A 15,564-nucleotide genomic window follows, 5' to 3' on the forward strand; every position below is an offset into this window, starting at 1 on the left:
GATCACGAGACGGATGCCAGCAGATCGTCGAGCGGCGCCGGCACCTGACCGGGATCCAGCGCCTCGACGAGGACGCGGCCGTAGTGGATCTTGCGGCCCTTCTTCGTGCCCAGGAAGCGCCGCAGCTGCTGTTGCGAGGTACGGCCGCGCTGGGCCGGCTGGGACAGAAAGGTACGCAGGGGGCGCAGATCGCCCTCCGCCCGGACCAGTTCCTCCACGCGAGCCGCACCCAGCGCACGGATGAGTTCGTCCTCCAGGTCCGCGGCGCAGACGAAGAAGCCCTGCTGGGGCACGCCGGCCCGTTCCCAGCCACGGGCGTAGTAGTGGCGCTCGCCCTCGTCGCACAGCCCGGTCAGACGCAGGCCGAGGCCCGGCGGGCCGAGCAGCGGGGCGAAGCGCCCGACGCTCATCGCACCGCCCATCGCCAGCACACAAATTCCCTCGGCCGCGAGATCCCGGCCGTGACGCTCGGCGAGCGCGTTCACCGCCGCCACGTCACTGGGGCCTTCGAGCAGAACGGCCGTCCGTACCTCCAGCCGCGCGGCCAGCTCCCGCGCGGGGTCCGCGGGGCCGCCGGCCGCCCATGCGGTGACCGCTTCCCGAAACGCCCCCATGTCAGCCATGAGACGAGTCTGTGCCGCTGAACGCCCAGGACGCCAGGCAATTACGACCGATGAGTTCGATCGAGGGGCTCTGTCGTCAGAGCACCGCGACCGGGTTGACCGGGGAGCCCGTGCCGCCGGGGACGTTGAGGGGCGCCACGACGAGCAGGAACTCGTAGCGGCCTGCCGCCGCGCACGCGGCGGACAGCGGCTCCAGGTCGAGGTTGTCCAGCAGCGGTACCCCCATGGCGGTGAGGGCCAGCGCGTGCACGGGGGAGTGCACGCCCTCCACGGGGGAGGGGCGCACGTCGCTGTCTCCGTCGCCGCCGAGCAGCGAGATGCCGCGCTCGGCCAGCAGGGGTACCGCGTCCACATGGAAGCCGGCGCTGCCGAGATCTGGGTTCCACGGGCCGGCTTCGGCACGGCGGCGGAAGTGGCCGGAGCGGAGCAGCAGGGCGTCGCCCTCGCCGACGGTGACCCCCAGCGCCCGCTCGGCGGCGTGCACGTCCGCCGCGTGCACGGCCGTGCCCGGCTCCAGCCAGTCCGTGCCGAGGACTTTCGGCAGGTCGAGCAGGACGCCCCTGGTGACGAGGGGGCCGAGCGAGGAGACCGCGCCGAAGCGGGCGCCGGCGGCGTCGACCTCCTCGCGGGCGGCGCGGCCGTCGTAGAGCTGCCCCCGGTAGGCGATGTGGGACAGCGCGTCGAGGTGGCTGACGCCCTTGCCGTGGTAGTCGACGCCGATGAAGTCCTTGTGGCAGGACGGCTCGGGCGCCTCCACGTCCCCGAGGTCCGACATGTAGTGCAGGGCGGGCTTGGCGTTGTCCGGGCCCGGCACCGTGTTCCACGGCAGGGCCATCGGGACGGTCGTGCCGCTGCGCACGAGGGCGCTCGCACGCCGGACGTGCGCGGGCGTGACCCGGTTCCACGCTCCGCGGTCGGCGGGCGTCCAGCGCCCCCAGGTCCGCACGTTCTCGAAGAGGGCGTCGAACTCGTCGCGCGAGACGCGGGGTCCGTTGTCGGGCGGGCTACTGGTCACGGCTGCTTGCCCCAGATCTTCCGGTACGCCTCCCGGTACCCCGACGGATCCCAGGTCGTGGCCCCGTCGGTGTTGTCGGCCGTACTGACGTGGACGGGGGCCACGTAACCGCTCGCGGGACGACCGGAAAAGGCCCGGTTGAACTCGTCGACGATCTGCCACCCCTGGAGCGACAGCGGCTCGGGCACGGTCGCCGCCTGGTACTGCTCGCTGTCGATGCGCTGGAAGGCGGACGGGTCGCCGTCCCCGGCGCCGATGTTGTACGGCCGGCCGGACCCCTCCTTGCCGACCGCGCGCAACGCCGGTGCGGCGTCGGCGAAGTAGAGGTCGTTGATGGCGACGGAGTGCGTCCACCTGTCCTGGAAACGGGAGACCAGGGAGGAGACCTCGCGGGGCGTACGGCTGCTCGCGTCCGGAATCGGGATGTTCTCGTACGCCAGCAGCCGCACGCCCGAGCAAGTGGCGAGCTCCTTCCTGATCAGCTCGGACTTGTTCCGGGCGAAGGGGATCGAGGCGTCGGTGAAGATCACGGCGCCCGCGTTGCCGCGGGAGTGGGAGATAACCCACTGCGCACTGATCCTCGCCACGTCCCCGACGTTGGTCGTGACGTTCGTGAAGAGCGGCGGGCGTCGGCTGGGCCCCGGGGCGTCGACCGCGTGCCAGCCGACGAGCGGGATGCCGGCCGCGTCCGCCCGGGCCACCTGCTGGGACGTCGCGTTGGGGTCGAAGCCGCCGATGACGATGCCCGACGGTCTGAGGGTCACCGCCTCGCTCATCGCCGCCTGGATGCCGGCGGGGGTGCCGCCGCCGTCGATCACCCGGACGTTCCAGCCGATGACGCGGGCGGCATCCCGCACCCCTTCGGCCGCGCCCGCCACGCCGGGATTGGTCATGGTCTGGGCGACGTAGACGAGGGTCCGGGCCGGGACCGCGGCGGGGCCGGTGGTCGGTCCGTTCCAGGGCACGTCCGTGCGCTGGGCCCGGTCGACGGCGGCCCGCGCCCTGGCGTAGGCCTCGGGACAGCCGTTGGGGCCGAAGGTGGGTTCCTCCTGCCCGCTCTGCGAGCCGCGTTCGCAGCCGACGAGGACGGTCGCCGCGGCCAGCAGGACAGCGGCGGCCGACCTGGCGCCGACGACGCCGGGGGTCGGGGCTTTGCGGGTGGGGTGCACGGAAGCTCCTCGCGGAGGGATGCGCGAACGGGTGCGGGTGAGAAGGCGGGGGCGGTGTCAGGCGGGGCCCGGTGACGCTTCGCCGTCCCGAGGCGGGCCGGGCGGCGGATCCGGCGGTACGGCGGGGGAGTCGCGGGCCGTGCTGACGCCGATGCGCAGCCGCCGGCGGGCGGTGTAACCGGCGAGGCCGACGGCGAGGAGCAGGGTGCCGCCGTGGAACAACGGGACCGTCCAGAAGTCGGCGCCCATCTGGCCGATGCCGGTGAGACCCACGGCGAGGACGGCGACGGCCACCAGGGTGCCCAGGGCGTTGGGGCGGCCGGGCTTGATCGCGGTGGAGCCCAGCAGGGCGCCGACGAAAGCGGGCAGCAGGTAGTCGAGTCCGACGCTCGGATTGCCGATCTGCTGCTGGGCCGCGAGCAGCACTCCGGCGAACCCGACGAGCAGCCCGGACGTGGCGAACGTGTACACCGTGTACTTCCGGATCGGGATGCCGAGCAGGTCGGCCGCGCGCGGGTTCGACCCGACGACGTACAGGTACCGGCCGAGCGGCAGCCGCTCCAGCACCAGCCAGAGAACGGCCGCGAGCGCGAGCACGTAGAAGGCGGGCACGGGGAGGCCGAGGAACGTGGAGTTGTAGAGGTCGGTGAAGGCGGCCGGGAGCCCCTGCGGGCCCGGAACGATCCGGCCGCCGTCCGTGATCCAGCCGGTCAGCGCGTACATCATGCTGCCGGTCCCGAGCGTGGCGATGAACGAGTCGATCCGCCCGAACTCGACGACGACTCCGTTGAGCACGCCGACGACGCCGCCGCCGGCGATCACCGTGACGCAGGCCAGCGGCCAGGGCCACCCCTCGTGGACGACGAGCTGCAGCACCAGCACGTGCGCGAGGCCGAGGCCGTAACCGATGGAGAGGTCGAACGCGCCGGTCACGAGGGGCACCATCGCGGCGAGCGCGAGCACCGCCGGGATCGACTGGGTGGACAGGATCGAGTCGACGGTGTCCCGGGTGGGGAAGGTGCGCGGCAGCGTGAGGGAGAAGATCAGGAAGAGCAGCGCGGTGAACGCGAGAAGGCCGTAGGCGCCGACGAGGTGTCCGGCCGGGCCGCCGCGCAACCGGGCCGTGAGGCTCGCTCCGCCGCGCCGGCCGGGTCGGTCCCTCGGACGAGGAGGCCGTGGTCCGGGGGAGGACGGGGAGGGCGAGGCCGTCACCGCTTCGTCGCCGGGTCGGCGGGAGGCACGGCCGAGGCCGCCCGGGTCAGTCCGGCGACGGTGAGGGAAGTGCCGCTCAGCTCCGTCGTGACGGTCCCACGGACGAAGACGAGGGCGCGCCGGCACAAGCCCGCGACCTCCTCGAAGTCGGTGGAGATGAGGAGGACCGCGAGCCCGGCCGCCAGCGCCTCGTCGAGCAGCCGGTGGATCGCGGCCTTGGCACCGACGTCCACGCTCGCCGTGGGCTCCTCCAGGACGAGCAGGCGCAGGTCCACCCGGAGCCACCGGCCGACCATGACCTTCTGCTGATTGCCGCCGGACAGGACGGCGACGGGGGCTTCGCTGTCCGGGGGACGCACCGAGTACCGCGCGATCAGAGCCGCCGCGTCGCGCCGCTCTCGGCGCGGACCGATCCAGCTCAGCGCGGGCAGGCCGCCCGCGCGGGGATTGGCCAGCAGGTTCTCCCGTACGGTCAGTTCGGCGAGGCACCCCTCCAGTTGCCGGTCGCCGGGCACGAGGGCGACGCCTTGCGCGACCGCGCCGCCGACCGTGCGGGGACGGTAAGGCCGCCCGCCGAGCAGCGCCCGCCCGCCGAGCAGCCGTCGCGCTCCCGCGACGGCACGGCCCAGCTCCACGTGTCCGGCGCCCGTCAGTCCGACGAGGCCCAGAACCTCCCCGGCCCTGAGCTCCAGAGCGACCGGTCCCGTGCCCGGCGTGCGCGCGCCGTCGAGGGTCAGCACCGGCGGATGGCCCGCTGGGGCGGGAGCGGGGCGGTGGCCGGCAGGTTCCTCGCCGGTGATGTCGTGCACCAGTCGGGCCGGACTGTGTCCCGCCAACTGCCCCTGGCTGACGAGCCGGCCGTCGCGCAGGACGGCGAAGCGGTCGGCCACCTCGTACACCTCGTCCAGCCGGTGGGTGACGTAGAGGATGCCGTGCCCGCTGTCGCGCAGGGCGTGCAGGACGGCGAACAGCCGTGCGCAGTCCGCGGCGGGGAGCCGTGCGGTCGGCTCGTCGAGGACGACGAGCCGCGCCCGTGCCGCGAGGGCGCGCGCGATGGCGACCAGGGAACGCTCGGCGGGCGCGAGCAGGGCGACCGGTGCGTCCGGGTCGAGATGCCCGGCGACGGTCCGCAGGGCCTCGGCGCAGCGCTCCCGGGTCCGCCGCCAGGAGATCAGCCCGGCGCGGCGCGAATAGCCGGTGCTGAGCGCGATGTTCTCGGCGACCGTCATCCACTCCACGAGGCCGAGGTCCTGGTGGATGAACGACATGCGGCGCGCGGCCTCGTCGCTCCCGAGTGGGTGCCCGTCCACCGTGATCCGCCCCGCGTCGGCGTCGTGGACGCCGGCGAGCACCTTGATGAGCGTGGACTTTCCGGCCCCGTTGGGACCGAGGAGGGCCAGGACGCTGCCCGCGTCGACGTCGAGGTCCACCCCGGCCAGCGCGACGGTCCCGCCGAACCGCTTGGCGAGCCCACGGACACGGACCAGAGGTTCCACGGACAACTCCGGTGGTCGGCCTGGCGGGGTCTTTCCCGACTTCCACGAGCGATATTAACGGTATGTATATCCGTATTTCCGATATTTGCGCGCACGTGTGGCCTGGCGTCAGCGGGCGTCGACGGCCCCGCCCGCCCCGAGCAGCCCGCACTCGGCCCAGATGACCTTGCCCTGCGGTGTGTAGCGGGTCCCCCAGCTCTGTGACAGCTGGGCGACCAGGAAGAGCCCCCGGCCGCCCTCGTCCGTGGTGGCCGCCCGACGCAGGTGGGGCGCGGTGTCGCTGCTGTCGGAGACCTCGCAGATCAGGGTGCGGTCGAGCAGCAGCCGGACCTGGATGGGTCCGGTGCCGTGCCGGATGGCGTTGGTGACCAGCTCACTCAGCATCAGTTCCGCGGCGAACGCGGCCTCGTCGAGCCCCCAGTCCGCCAGCTGCCGCATCGCCGACGCCCGGATGTCGCTGACGACGGCCGGGTCGCTGGGCACGTCCCAGGTGGCCATCCGGTGGGGTTCGAGGGCATGGGTGTGGGCGACGAGCAGCGCGATGTCGTCGTACGGACAGGTGGGCGCGACGGTGTCCAGGATGACCTGGCAGGTCTCCTCGGGGGTGCGCGCCGAGTGGGCCAGGGCGCCGCACAGCTGGTCGAGGACCACGTCGACGTCTCGCTTGCGGTCCTCGATGAGGCCGTCGGTGTAGAGGATCAGCGTGCTGTCCTCGGGCATGTCGATCTCGGCCGCCTCGAACGGCAGGCCCCCGAGGCCGAGCGGCGGACCGGCCGGCAGGTCCGGGAACGACACCGTGCCGTCGGGCAGCGCCAGCGCGGGCGGCGGGTGCCCGGCGCGGGCCAGGGTGCAGCGCTGCGAGGTCGGGTCGTAGACGGCGTACAGACAGGTCGCGCCGATGATCCCGGCTCCGTCGGAGGCGGGGTCCTCCCGGTCCAGACGGCCCACGAGGTTGTCGAGGTGGGTGAGGACCTCGTCCGGAGGGAAGTCGAGCTCGGCGAAGCTGCGTGCCGCGGTGCGCAGGCGCCCCATGGTGGCGGCCGACAGCATGCCGTGGCCCACGACGTCGCCCACGAAGAGACCGATGCGCATCCCGGACAGCGGGATCACGTCGTACCAGTCCCCGCCCACGTCGGACTCGGCGGGCAGATACCGGTGGGCGACGTCGACGGCGGTGTGGTCGGGCAGGCCGTGCGGCAGCAGGCTGCGCTGCAGGGCCAGGGCCATGGTCCGCTCCCGGGTGTAGCGCCGGGCGTTGTCGAGGGACAGGGCCGCGCGGGTGGCCAGTTCCTGGGCCAGCGAGCGGTCGTCGTCCTCGAACGGAGCGGAGTCCGGCGCGCGGTAGAAGCTGACGACGCCGAGGACGACACCGCGCGCGACCAGGGGTACGGCGATGAGGGAGCGGACGTGGCCGAGCAGCCGCTCGGAGTGCTCGGGGTCATGCGCGAGCCAGCCCGCGGCGGCGGCGAGGTCCGGTTCCAGTACCGCCCGCCCCTCGGTCAGCGACCGCAGCTGGGGCGTGGTCGAGCCGTAGTCGACGTGCCGGCCGACCGGCTTGACGGGACAGTCGCCGCGGAAGCCGTGGACCACCGCGCGCTGCATGTCGTCCAGTGGAGCGGCGGACTCCTCGCCGCGCAGGACCGGCTCGGGCAGGTCGACGGTGACGAAGTCCGCCAGCGTCGGCACCGCCGTCTCGGCGAGTTCCTGGGCGGTACGGCGCACCTCCAGGGTGCTCCCGATGCGCGTGCCCGCCTCGGACAGCAGTTCCAGGCGGCGCCGCGCGGCCAGCGCGTAGGACCCCACCTGGGGTTCCCCGACCATGACCAGCCCACGGTGACGGCCCCCCGAGCCGTCGGGATCGCCGGGGCCGCCGGTCGTCATGGCCTCGGCGCCCTCGGCGTCCAGGTCGACCCGGTCCAGGGCCCCGCCGGGTAGATCACCGGAGGGCGGTCCGGCGGACGGTCCTCCAGCCGCCGCGGCGACCGCTACGGGCTCGAACACGGACGCGGCCTCGGGCGTGGAGGCGAGGCCGGGCAGGGAGGCGATGTCGGTCACCGGCGGCACCGCAGGCGCGGCGGACAGCCCCAGCCGCTCGTCGACCTGGTGCGGAATGGCATCGGCCAGGCCGGGCGGAGGGCCGGGGAGAACGGCCTCGACGGCGAATCCCGCCACCCCGGACGCACTCGTCATCGGACGGCTCATCAGCGTGATCGACCGCCCGTCGGGCAGCGCCACCTCGACGGCGGCCCGCTGGGCGCGGGCAATCAGCTCGGCGGCCTTCTCCATGAGGATCGCCCGGTCCCCGGGGCGCAGCGCGGAGGCCAGTTCCTCCACGCCGACGCGGTGATGCACCCCGGCGGCGGCCCGCGTCCCGGCGTCGAGATACGCCCGCAGCAGAGCCTGCTCCCGCGTGGAGCTCTGCCGCAGCAGGCGCCGCTCGATGGCCTCGGCCGCCTTGCGGATGACGCCGTCCAGCGATGGGTCCTCGGCACTGCGCGGGTAGCCGAGGCACAGGACGCCCTCGATGCGCCCGCTGAGCGGGTCGCGCACGGGAAGCGCGCGACAGGCACTGCCCTGGGAGCGCTCGGCGAAGTGCTCGGCACCGTAGACCCGGATGAGCTGCCGCTCCGCCAGGGCGAGGCCGATGCCGTTGGTGCCGGCGAAGCGCTCGGCGAACACGAACCCCGGCACGCTCTGGATCGGCGGGAGGCTCCTCGCCAGCGCCGTCGTTCCGAAGCGGCGCAGCAGGACCGTGCCGTTCGCGTCGGCGACGGAGATGTTCATCTCGCTGCCGGCGAACCTCGACTGCAGCCGGTCGAGCACCGGCACGGCGGCCCGGACGATCCGTCCGTCGGGCTCGAAGTCCTCGCGGAACGGCAGCTCGGTCTGGGTCGGCGACAGACCGAGGGCACGGGAGCGCTGCCAGGAGTTCAGGATCGGGGCCCGTACGCCCGTCGAGACCGGCTCGCCCTGCAGAAACCGCTCACGGAAGTGGACGGGTCCCGTGCCGCCTGTCGCACGCCCCGCCGACATCGGTTCGTCGCCGGACCGAACCACGCTTCGCCTCACTCGCGCCTTCGACAAGGCGTTCATCGAAAGAATCTGGCATTGATGAGGATACGGGCATTGTGGACGCGAGTCACGGCGCGCAGGGCACCGCACCGAGCGGCCGGCCGTGGCCACGAAGGACCCTCAGCCGGCGCCCTGATCGCCCGGCAGCGGCTGCTCGAACCACACCACCTTGCCCGTGCTCACCCTCGTCGCACCCCAGCGCAGTGCCAGTTGATCGACCAGGAACAGCCCCCTGCCCCCCTCGTCGCTCAGCCGGGCGTGCCGCATCCTCGGCACCACCGAGGAGTCGTCGCCGACCTCGCAGCGGAGCACGTCCGTGCGCAGCAGCCGCAGTGTGATCGGCCGGGAGGCGAAACGCACGGCGTTCGCCACGACCTCGCTGACCAGAAGCTCGGTGGACTCCACCAGGGAGTCGAGCTGCCACAGGTGCAGGGTCCTGCGGGTCAGCCGACGGGCCTGGCCCGCGGTCTGGGGGCGCGGGGCCAGGTACCAGTAGGCGACGGCCTCCGGCTGGACACCCTCGAAGCGGGCCGCGAGCAGCGCGACGTCGTCGTCCCGGTCGCCCGCTCCGAGGGTGCCCAGCGCTTCGTCGCACAGCACTTCCAGCGACGGGGGAGCGGGTCCGGGCGCGGCCCGCTGGAGTCGTGCCCGCAGGCCGTCCATCCCCGTGAGCACGTCGGAGTCGCGGGACTCGACCAGGCCGTCGGTGTAGAGCAGCAGCGTCGCCCCGGCAGGCGCGTGCATCTCCGTGGTCTCGAAGCCGCCGCCGCCCACGCCGATGGGCGCTCCGGGCGGGACCCGCAGGACCTCGCCGTGGCCGTCGGGGTGCAGCAGCAGCGGCGGCAGGTGGCCGGCGTTGGACATCAGCAGCCGGTGCAGGACGGGGTCGTACATGGCGTACAGACAGGTCGCGGTGTGCTCGGTGCCCAGCCGTGCGGCCTGTTCGTCGAGGTGGTGCAGCACCTCGACGGGCGGCAGGTCGAGCAGGGCCAGGGTCTGCACGGTCGTGCGCAGCTGGCCCATGATGGCGGCCGACGTCATGGAGTGGCCCATCACATCGCCGATGACCAGCGCGATCCGGTTGCCGGGCAGCGGGATCGCGTCGTACCAGTCGCCGCCGACCTGCGCGGTCCGCGAGGACGGCAGGTAGCGGCTGGCCAGCCGCACTCCGGGGGTCTCGGGCAGGGACGGCGGGAGCATCGTGCGCTGCAGCGTGTCCGCGACCGACGCCTCCCGCGCGAACAGTGTCGCCTTGTCGATACCCAGCGCGGTGTGCGTGGCGAGCTGGGAGGCCACGAGCATGTCGTCGCCGGTGAAGCCGGGCCGGCCGGGGCCGCGCAGCAGGACGACACTGCCGAGGGCATGGTGGCGGCCGTGCAGCGGGGCGATGATCAGCCGTCGCCCGGCTCGTACGGCCGTCCGCGGCGGCTCGGCACCGCCCAGCAGCTCGGCCGCCGTGGCCGCGCTGCCCGGGGCGTCCCCGAACACCGGCCGGCCGCCCTCCAGCAGCCTGACCAGGGGACCGTCGGCGGCCGGGTGCACGACCTCCGCCGCCCGCGCCGGGGCGGTGTCCGGATTCCACGGGGTGACGCGGTCCGCGGTGCGCAGCCGCAGGACGCCCGGGGTGGCGCTGACCTCGTCCTCGACCGGCAGCGGATCGTACAGATGGACGAACGCCGCGTCGGCGAAGGCCGGGACCGCCGCCCGGCACAGCTCGTGCAACGTCTCGTCGAGGTCGATGCCGCGGGCGATCTGCCGGGTCGCCGCGTCGAGATAGCGGAGCCGGTCGGTCTGCGGCCCGGTGAGAGCCGGCCCGGGGTTCCCCTGGAGTGCGCCGGGAACTTCCTCGACCGGCGGGTCGTGCCCCGCGCCGGCTCCCGACGGTGACGAAGCGGGGCCAGGTGCCCCCTGCGGGCGTGCCGCCCGCCCCTGCCCGCCCGCCGCGGGCCCGTCGGCGCCCTTGCCGGCTCCGAGGCGCTTCGTCATTCGTGCACGTCCTTCCCGCGATGCGGGCCCGCGCCGAAGCGGGTGGATCACCGGGCGTCAGACCTGCCGCCGTATGCACCGCAGGAAGATCTGTACCTCGGGCTGGACGTCCGCGCTCGCCGGAGCGTAGGTGTACGAGGACTCGTCGGAGATCTCGAAGCCCGCCGCCTCGACGACCTCGCGCAGTTCGTCCCGCAGATAGCCGGACACCCGGATGTTCTCGCCGATGAAGGGGATCGAGAAGTCGTCCACGTCCGCCTCCACCATCGACAGAGTGAACAGACCGCCGGGAACCAGCAGGTGGTGGACCATGCGCAGCGCGAGGGGGATCTCGGCGCGCGGCAGCATCAGCAGGGAGAAGAAGGCGGCCACCGCGTCGAAGCGGCCGAGGTCGAGCGACCCCCCGGACCGCAGGTCCGCCATGTCCGCGCGATGGAACTGCCCGGCGGGTACGTTTTCCCGTGCCAGCGCGACCATCCCCATGGACAGGTCGACACCGACGACCTCGAACCCCGCCTCCGTCAGCTGAAGTGCGGTCGGCATCCCCGTGCCGCACCCCAGGTCCAGGACGCGGGAGCCGGCCGGCAGGGACGCGGCGAGCCATTCGGTCGAGGCGACCTGCCCCTCCTTGTGCGGAAAGGCCTCGTCATAGCGCTTGCCGATGGCGTCGAAGGCCTCGGCCTGACCGGAACGGTCGAGGTGGATGTTCCCGTAGCCGACCTCGTCGGCGGGGCTGCTCACAGCGACTCTCCTTTGATGCCTATACGCGATTTTGTCATAGTTGTATAGGCGTAGGTGCGGTATGGACAGGCCAAGGCGGCCCCCACCGCGAGCCAGTCCTGCGCGAGCGGCCCACCGCGGCCTCCGTGGCCTCTCTTTTCCAAGACGCCCCGCCGGTTCCTGCGGTTTCGGACGAGTAGGCGCGCCCGGACGGGGAACCAGCAGCGGTGGAAGCAGCACGACACGTCACGGCCGCCGACAGTGGACGGTCCGAAGAAGGTGTGATGGCGACCGAATCGCGCGGGAGCGGCGACAAACCGACTTCCGAGGAGACGCAGGACTGGGAGGCCGGCTTTGACGGGGGGTTCGGAGATGTGACGAGAGCTCGCCTCAGCGCGGAGGAATTCCTCAGCGCCCTCGAACGGTCCTCGCCGCCCGCGACGCCCGAGTACCGCGACGACATCCTGCTGGTCGTCAGCGAACTCGCCGCCAACGCCATCCAGTACGCTCCCGGGCCGCTCGTCCTGACGATGCGCAGGACCTTCGACGGCGTGCACGTGACGCTCAGCGACACGAGCACCACGCCTCCCGCGCCGCGCCCCTTCCACCCGGGCACCGGCAGCGGCGGCGGTATCGGCTGGTACCTCATCCACACGCTGTGCGACCAGGTCAGCGTGGTCGTGCGGGACGACGGCAAGGACGTGCACGCGTTCCTGCCGTGGTGAGTCCCCCCGCCCGTGGGCGGGCCCTCACGCCAGCGGCACCAGCACGCTGACGGTCTTGCCGCCCCCGCGGCGGCGTTCGATGTGGATCTCGCGGGACAGCCTGATGATCAGCGGCCATCCGTATCCGCTGCCCTCGTGCGTCTGGGGCAGCGTGCCTGGCCCGTACGCGGCCGAGGGCACGGTCTCGCTGTAGTCGTGGACGGTCAGCCGCACGCCGTCGGGGACGAGGTCCACCTCGAACCCGGCGAGGCCACCGCCGTGCCGGATGGCGTTGGTGACCAGTTCCGACACGACCAGCTGCAGATCCATGAGGGCACGCTCGGTCGTCGGGCACGACGTGTCGTACCCGTGTGCGGCGACGACCGAGCGCACGTAACTCCGGGCCGCCGCCGCGCTGCTGATCGGGAGCGACCGGGTGTGCGCCGTCCGGCTGTCCCGGGCAGGACGGCGCTCCGCCGGCATCATGGCTGCTCGTGCGCCGCCGACGGGATGCTCGTCGTTCCCCGAGCACCGCGGGCAGGCCCCAAGAGGGCTGTGGCTTCGGTCACTTCACCATTCCTCGCACGTTGTCGTCTCCGCTTCTCGTCGTTCGTCCGCCTTCACAGGCTCGGCTACCCGGGGGCGCCGGAATCATGGGGCAAGGCGGCGTAGTAGGCGCCAACGGCGGAAAGATACTCCGGATCGAGCGTCTCGCGGTCCGTCTCGAACCGGGGCGCCGCCTTCGCCGCCGCCCGGGTGCACCCCACGGTGATCGTGCGGGCCTCCGTGTCGATGCCGGTGACCGTGCCCGCGGGTATCAGCAGGCTCCGCCCGAACACCCACGCGCCGGTGTCGACGACCAGGTGCCGGTGCGGCGTGTCGTCGGCCTGCCGGTCCACGTGGCCGATGACCCCGTCGGTCGCCTGCACCGTGAACCCGGTGAGTGTCCGCCCCTCCTGGTGGCCGCTGCCCGGCGGGTACGACCAGATTCTGCCGGTGCTCACATCGTTCCCCCTTCCCGTCCTCGCTGTCGTCATAAGGCGTGTGCGCACCGGAAACGAGATGCTCCGGCGCGGTTCAGCCGGCTATCACCGATCCGTGCGCCGGCGGCTCGCCCGGACCCGCGGTGACCGCGGGCCGCCTCGCCGGTGCGACCGGGTCGTAGGCGGCGGCGAGCAGCCGACGGGCCGTCCGCAGCGCCTGTCCCACCTCGCGCGTTCCGGTCGACACGCACAACGTGTAGGCGAGGTCCTGCGCGCGCAGGTCGCGCCCGCCCCGGCCGGCCGCGCCGTCGCCCTCGTGGGCCATGAGCGCCTCGTACTCCTCGACAAGCCTGCGCAACATCGCCGGATGGGGCATCAGCATGGGTGTCCGCTCCTGGGTGAAGTGATCGTCGTGCCCGGCGTCGCTCGGGAAGGCCGGGCGGGGGGAGGTGACGCTCACGGCCTCCGGCCGCTCGTGCGTCACGCGGACCGGCCGTCGTCGCCGTGCTGCTCAGCCTCGGTGCTCCGGTCGAGGGCCTCGTCCCGTACCCGCGCGCAGCACCGGGTGATGAGGCGGGAGACGTGCATCTGGGAGATGCCCAGCTGCTCGGCGATCCGGCTCTGCGTCATGTCCTCGAAGAACCGCAGGTACAGGATGGTGCGTTCGCGCTCGGGCAGCCGCCGCAGACCCTCCTTCGCCGCCTCCCGGTCGATGACGACGTCGTACGCCTCCTCGCAGCCGCCGATGGTGTCGGCGAGGCTGAAGCCGTCGTCGCTGGAGGACATCTCGGCGTCGAGGGACAGGGTGCTGAAGCTGTCCAGCGCCTCCAGGCCCGCCTTGACCTCCTCCTCGGTGAGCCCCGTGTGGGCGGCGATCTCGGCGACCGAGGGGGTGGAACCGCCGGAGGTCTGGGTGAGTTCACGCCGTGCGATGCGCACCTTGTTGCGCAGGTCCTGGACGCGACGGGGGACCCTCAGGGCCCACATCCGGTCGCGGAAGTGCCGCTTGATCTCGCCGGTGACGGTGGGCACGGCGTAGCTCTCGAAGGCCCCGCGCCCCGGCTCGTAGCGGTCTATCGCCTTGACCAGACCCAGGGCGGCGACCTGGCGCAGGTCCTCCAGCGACTCGCCGCGGTTGCGGAACCGGCCGGCGATGCGGTGGGCCATGGGCAGCCAGGCCCTGGTCAGTTCGTCACGGACCGCCTGCCGCTCGGGCCCGTCGGGCAGGGCGGCCAGCCGGTGGAAGTCGGCGGCGGTGTCGGGGGCGTCGTTGTGGACGCGGCCACCGGACACGCGGGGTTGTGCGGGGTTGTCGGAACCATGTGCGGACGTCTCAACCAGCATGAGGGAACAACTCCTGAACGGATCTCTCAGGGGGTCTCCGTGGGAAACGGTGCAGGGGCTCTCAGGCCCCGGAGCGCTCACGTCCATCGCACCGGTGCGCCTCTGGTCCGAAGCACGAGATCCCGCATGCCCCACGACTCCCGGCGCAAACGACCCCGGATGCAGAATGAGGTGACGGAAGACCAGGAACGGGCCAGGGCCGTTACGGACCGCCGGCGGCGGAACCGGGCGCGGAGGGAGGCGACTTCACGCCAGAGACGGGCACCATTGTGTGATTTCCGCAATGGGGAGGAGTGAGCGGCGCGAACTCGGGCACACGGGGGGAGGCAACGGGTTCCGGCGATTGGGGAGGGCGGCATGGCAGCCGTGACGGTGGCGCAGGCAACGGCCACGGCAGAGGAGACGGTCACGACGGACGGGGCGGCGCTGCCGCTGATCGAGGACCCGACGAGAGTGAGGCCCCAGGACGCACGCGAGTTGTCGCGGCAGTTCTTCGACCGGCTGGTCACCCTTGAGGAGGGCACGCACGAGTTCCAGTACGTGCGCAACACCTTGATCGAGATGAACCTGTCGCTCGTGCGGTACGCGGCGTCGCGCTTCCGCGCCCGTGGGGACTCCCTGGAGGACATCGTCCAGGTCGGGACCATCGGGCTCATCAAGGCCATCGACCGGTTCGAGGTGTCCCGGGAGGTGGAGTTCACGACGTTCGCCGTGCCGTACATCGTCGGCGAGATCAAGCGCTTCTTCCGCGACACGAGCTGGGCGGTGCATGTGCCGCGCCGGCTGCAGGAGGCGCGGGTGGAGCTGGCCAAGGCGACCGAGGAGCTCAGCTCCCGGCTGGGCCGCACGCCGACCACGCGCGAGCTCTCGGAGCTGATGTCGCTGTCGGAGGAAGAGGTGATCGAGGCCCGCAAGGCCTCCAACTGCTACCAGTCCGCCTCCCTCGACGCGGCCGTCACGGGTGACGCCGAGAACGGCGAGTCCGTGCTCGCCGACCTGCTCGGCGAGGAGGATCCGTCCCTGGAACTGGTCGAGGACTTCCACTCGTTGGCGCCCCTGATCGCGGGGCTGGACGAGCGTGAGCGCCGGATCATCCATCTGCGGTTCGTCGAGGAGCTCACCCAGGCGCAGATCGCCGAGCGGATCGGTGTCTCCCAGATGCATGTCTCGCGGCTCATCAGCCGCATCATCAAGCAGCTGCGTGCCGGACTGCTGGAGCCCGGGGTGGCCTGACCCCCCT

General features: G+C 72.6%; 14 protein-coding genes. 2 read left to right on the forward strand and 12 right to left on the reverse strand.

Features of this window, described 5'->3' with window-relative positions; translation table 11 throughout:
• Nucleotides 1-2 precede the first annotated feature (2 nt).
• From ACIRD7_RS08385 to ACIRD7_RS08420, 8 genes are all read right to left on the reverse strand, one after another.
• Nucleotides 3-623: a TOPRIM nucleotidyl transferase/hydrolase domain-containing protein gene (locus tag ACIRD7_RS08385; RefSeq protein ID WP_403451276.1), complete on the reverse strand. Its 621-nt coding sequence runs from the start codon at nucleotides 621-623 to the stop codon at nucleotides 3-5.
• Between the two features lie 76 nt (nucleotides 624-699).
• On the reverse strand, nucleotides 700-1,638 hold the full coding sequence (locus ACIRD7_RS08390; protein WP_403451278.1) for a cyclase family protein: 939 nt from the start codon (nucleotides 1,636-1,638) through the stop codon (nucleotides 700-702).
• Nucleotides 1,635-2,807 carry a substrate-binding domain-containing protein gene (locus ACIRD7_RS08395; RefSeq protein WP_403451280.1) on the reverse strand — a complete coding sequence of 391 codons (1,173 nt, stop codon included), beginning with the start codon at nucleotides 2,805-2,807 and terminating at the stop codon, nucleotides 1,635-1,637. The genes ACIRD7_RS08390 and ACIRD7_RS08395 overlap by 4 nt, the downstream gene beginning before the upstream one ends.
• A gap of 57 nt (nucleotides 2,808-2,864) precedes the next feature.
• A complete protein-coding gene (locus ACIRD7_RS08400) occupies nucleotides 2,865-4,019 on the reverse strand; it encodes an ABC transporter permease (protein WP_403451282.1) in 1,155 nt (384 codons plus the stop codon).
• On the reverse strand, nucleotides 4,016-5,515 hold the full coding sequence (locus tag ACIRD7_RS08405) for a sugar ABC transporter ATP-binding protein (protein ID WP_403451284.1): 1,500 nt from the start codon (nucleotides 5,513-5,515) through the stop codon (nucleotides 4,016-4,018). The genes ACIRD7_RS08400 and ACIRD7_RS08405 overlap by 4 nt, the downstream gene beginning before the upstream one ends.
• Before the next feature lie 108 nt (nucleotides 5,516-5,623).
• Entirely contained in the window at nucleotides 5,624-8,572 is a 2,949-nt protein-coding gene (locus ACIRD7_RS08410) for a SpoIIE family protein phosphatase (protein ID WP_403451286.1), read from the reverse strand.
• Between the two features lie 135 nt (nucleotides 8,573-8,707).
• Entirely contained in the window at nucleotides 8,708-10,573 is a 1,866-nt protein-coding gene (locus ACIRD7_RS08415) for a SpoIIE family protein phosphatase (protein ID WP_403451288.1), read from the reverse strand.
• 57 nt (nucleotides 10,574-10,630) lie between these two features.
• Nucleotides 10,631-11,314: a class I SAM-dependent DNA methyltransferase gene (locus tag ACIRD7_RS08420; RefSeq protein ID WP_403451289.1), complete on the reverse strand. Its 684-nt coding sequence runs from the start codon at nucleotides 11,312-11,314 to the stop codon at nucleotides 10,631-10,633.
• A gap of 263 nt (nucleotides 11,315-11,577) precedes the next feature.
• On the opposite strand from ACIRD7_RS08420, the gene ACIRD7_RS08425 reads away from it, so the two are divergent.
• Nucleotides 11,578-12,018, forward strand: coding sequence for an ATP-binding protein (locus ACIRD7_RS08425; RefSeq protein WP_403451290.1), 441 nt, complete (start codon nucleotides 11,578-11,580; stop codon nucleotides 12,016-12,018).
• 24 nt (nucleotides 12,019-12,042) lie between these two features.
• Here ACIRD7_RS08425 and ACIRD7_RS08430 read toward each other — a convergent pair whose 3' ends face one another.
• The 4 genes from ACIRD7_RS08430 to ACIRD7_RS08445 all read right to left on the reverse strand — a co-directional run bounded on the left by ACIRD7_RS08430 (nucleotide 12,043) and on the right by ACIRD7_RS08445 (nucleotide 14,324).
• Nucleotides 12,043-12,390, reverse strand: coding sequence for an ATP-binding protein (locus ACIRD7_RS08430; protein WP_403451729.1), 348 nt, complete (start codon nucleotides 12,388-12,390; stop codon nucleotides 12,043-12,045).
• 239 nt (nucleotides 12,391-12,629) lie between these two features.
• Nucleotides 12,630-13,001: a PRC-barrel domain containing protein gene (locus tag ACIRD7_RS08435; RefSeq protein ID WP_403451292.1), complete on the reverse strand. Its 372-nt coding sequence runs from the start codon at nucleotides 12,999-13,001 to the stop codon at nucleotides 12,630-12,632.
• 73 nt (nucleotides 13,002-13,074) lie between these two features.
• Complete coding sequence (locus ACIRD7_RS08440; RefSeq protein WP_403451294.1) at nucleotides 13,075-13,440, reverse strand: DUF5133 domain-containing protein; 366 nt, start codon at nucleotides 13,438-13,440, stop codon at nucleotides 13,075-13,077.
• Between the two features lie 20 nt (nucleotides 13,441-13,460).
• Nucleotides 13,461-14,324, reverse strand: a complete 864-nt coding sequence (locus ACIRD7_RS08445) for a SigB/SigF/SigG family RNA polymerase sigma factor (protein ID WP_403451296.1) — start codon at nucleotides 14,322-14,324, stop codon at nucleotides 13,461-13,463.
• A gap of 357 nt (nucleotides 14,325-14,681) precedes the next feature.
• Between ACIRD7_RS08445 and ACIRD7_RS08450 the strand changes: the two genes are divergently transcribed.
• Entirely contained in the window at nucleotides 14,682-15,557 is an 876-nt protein-coding gene (locus tag ACIRD7_RS08450; protein ID WP_403451298.1) for an RNA polymerase sigma factor SigF, read from the forward strand.
• Nucleotides 15,558-15,564 lie beyond the last annotated feature (7 nt).

This window comes from Streptomyces sp. NPDC093568 (assembly GCF_044764945.1).
Lineage (GTDB): Bacteria > Actinomycetota > Actinomycetes > Streptomycetales > Streptomycetaceae > Streptomyces.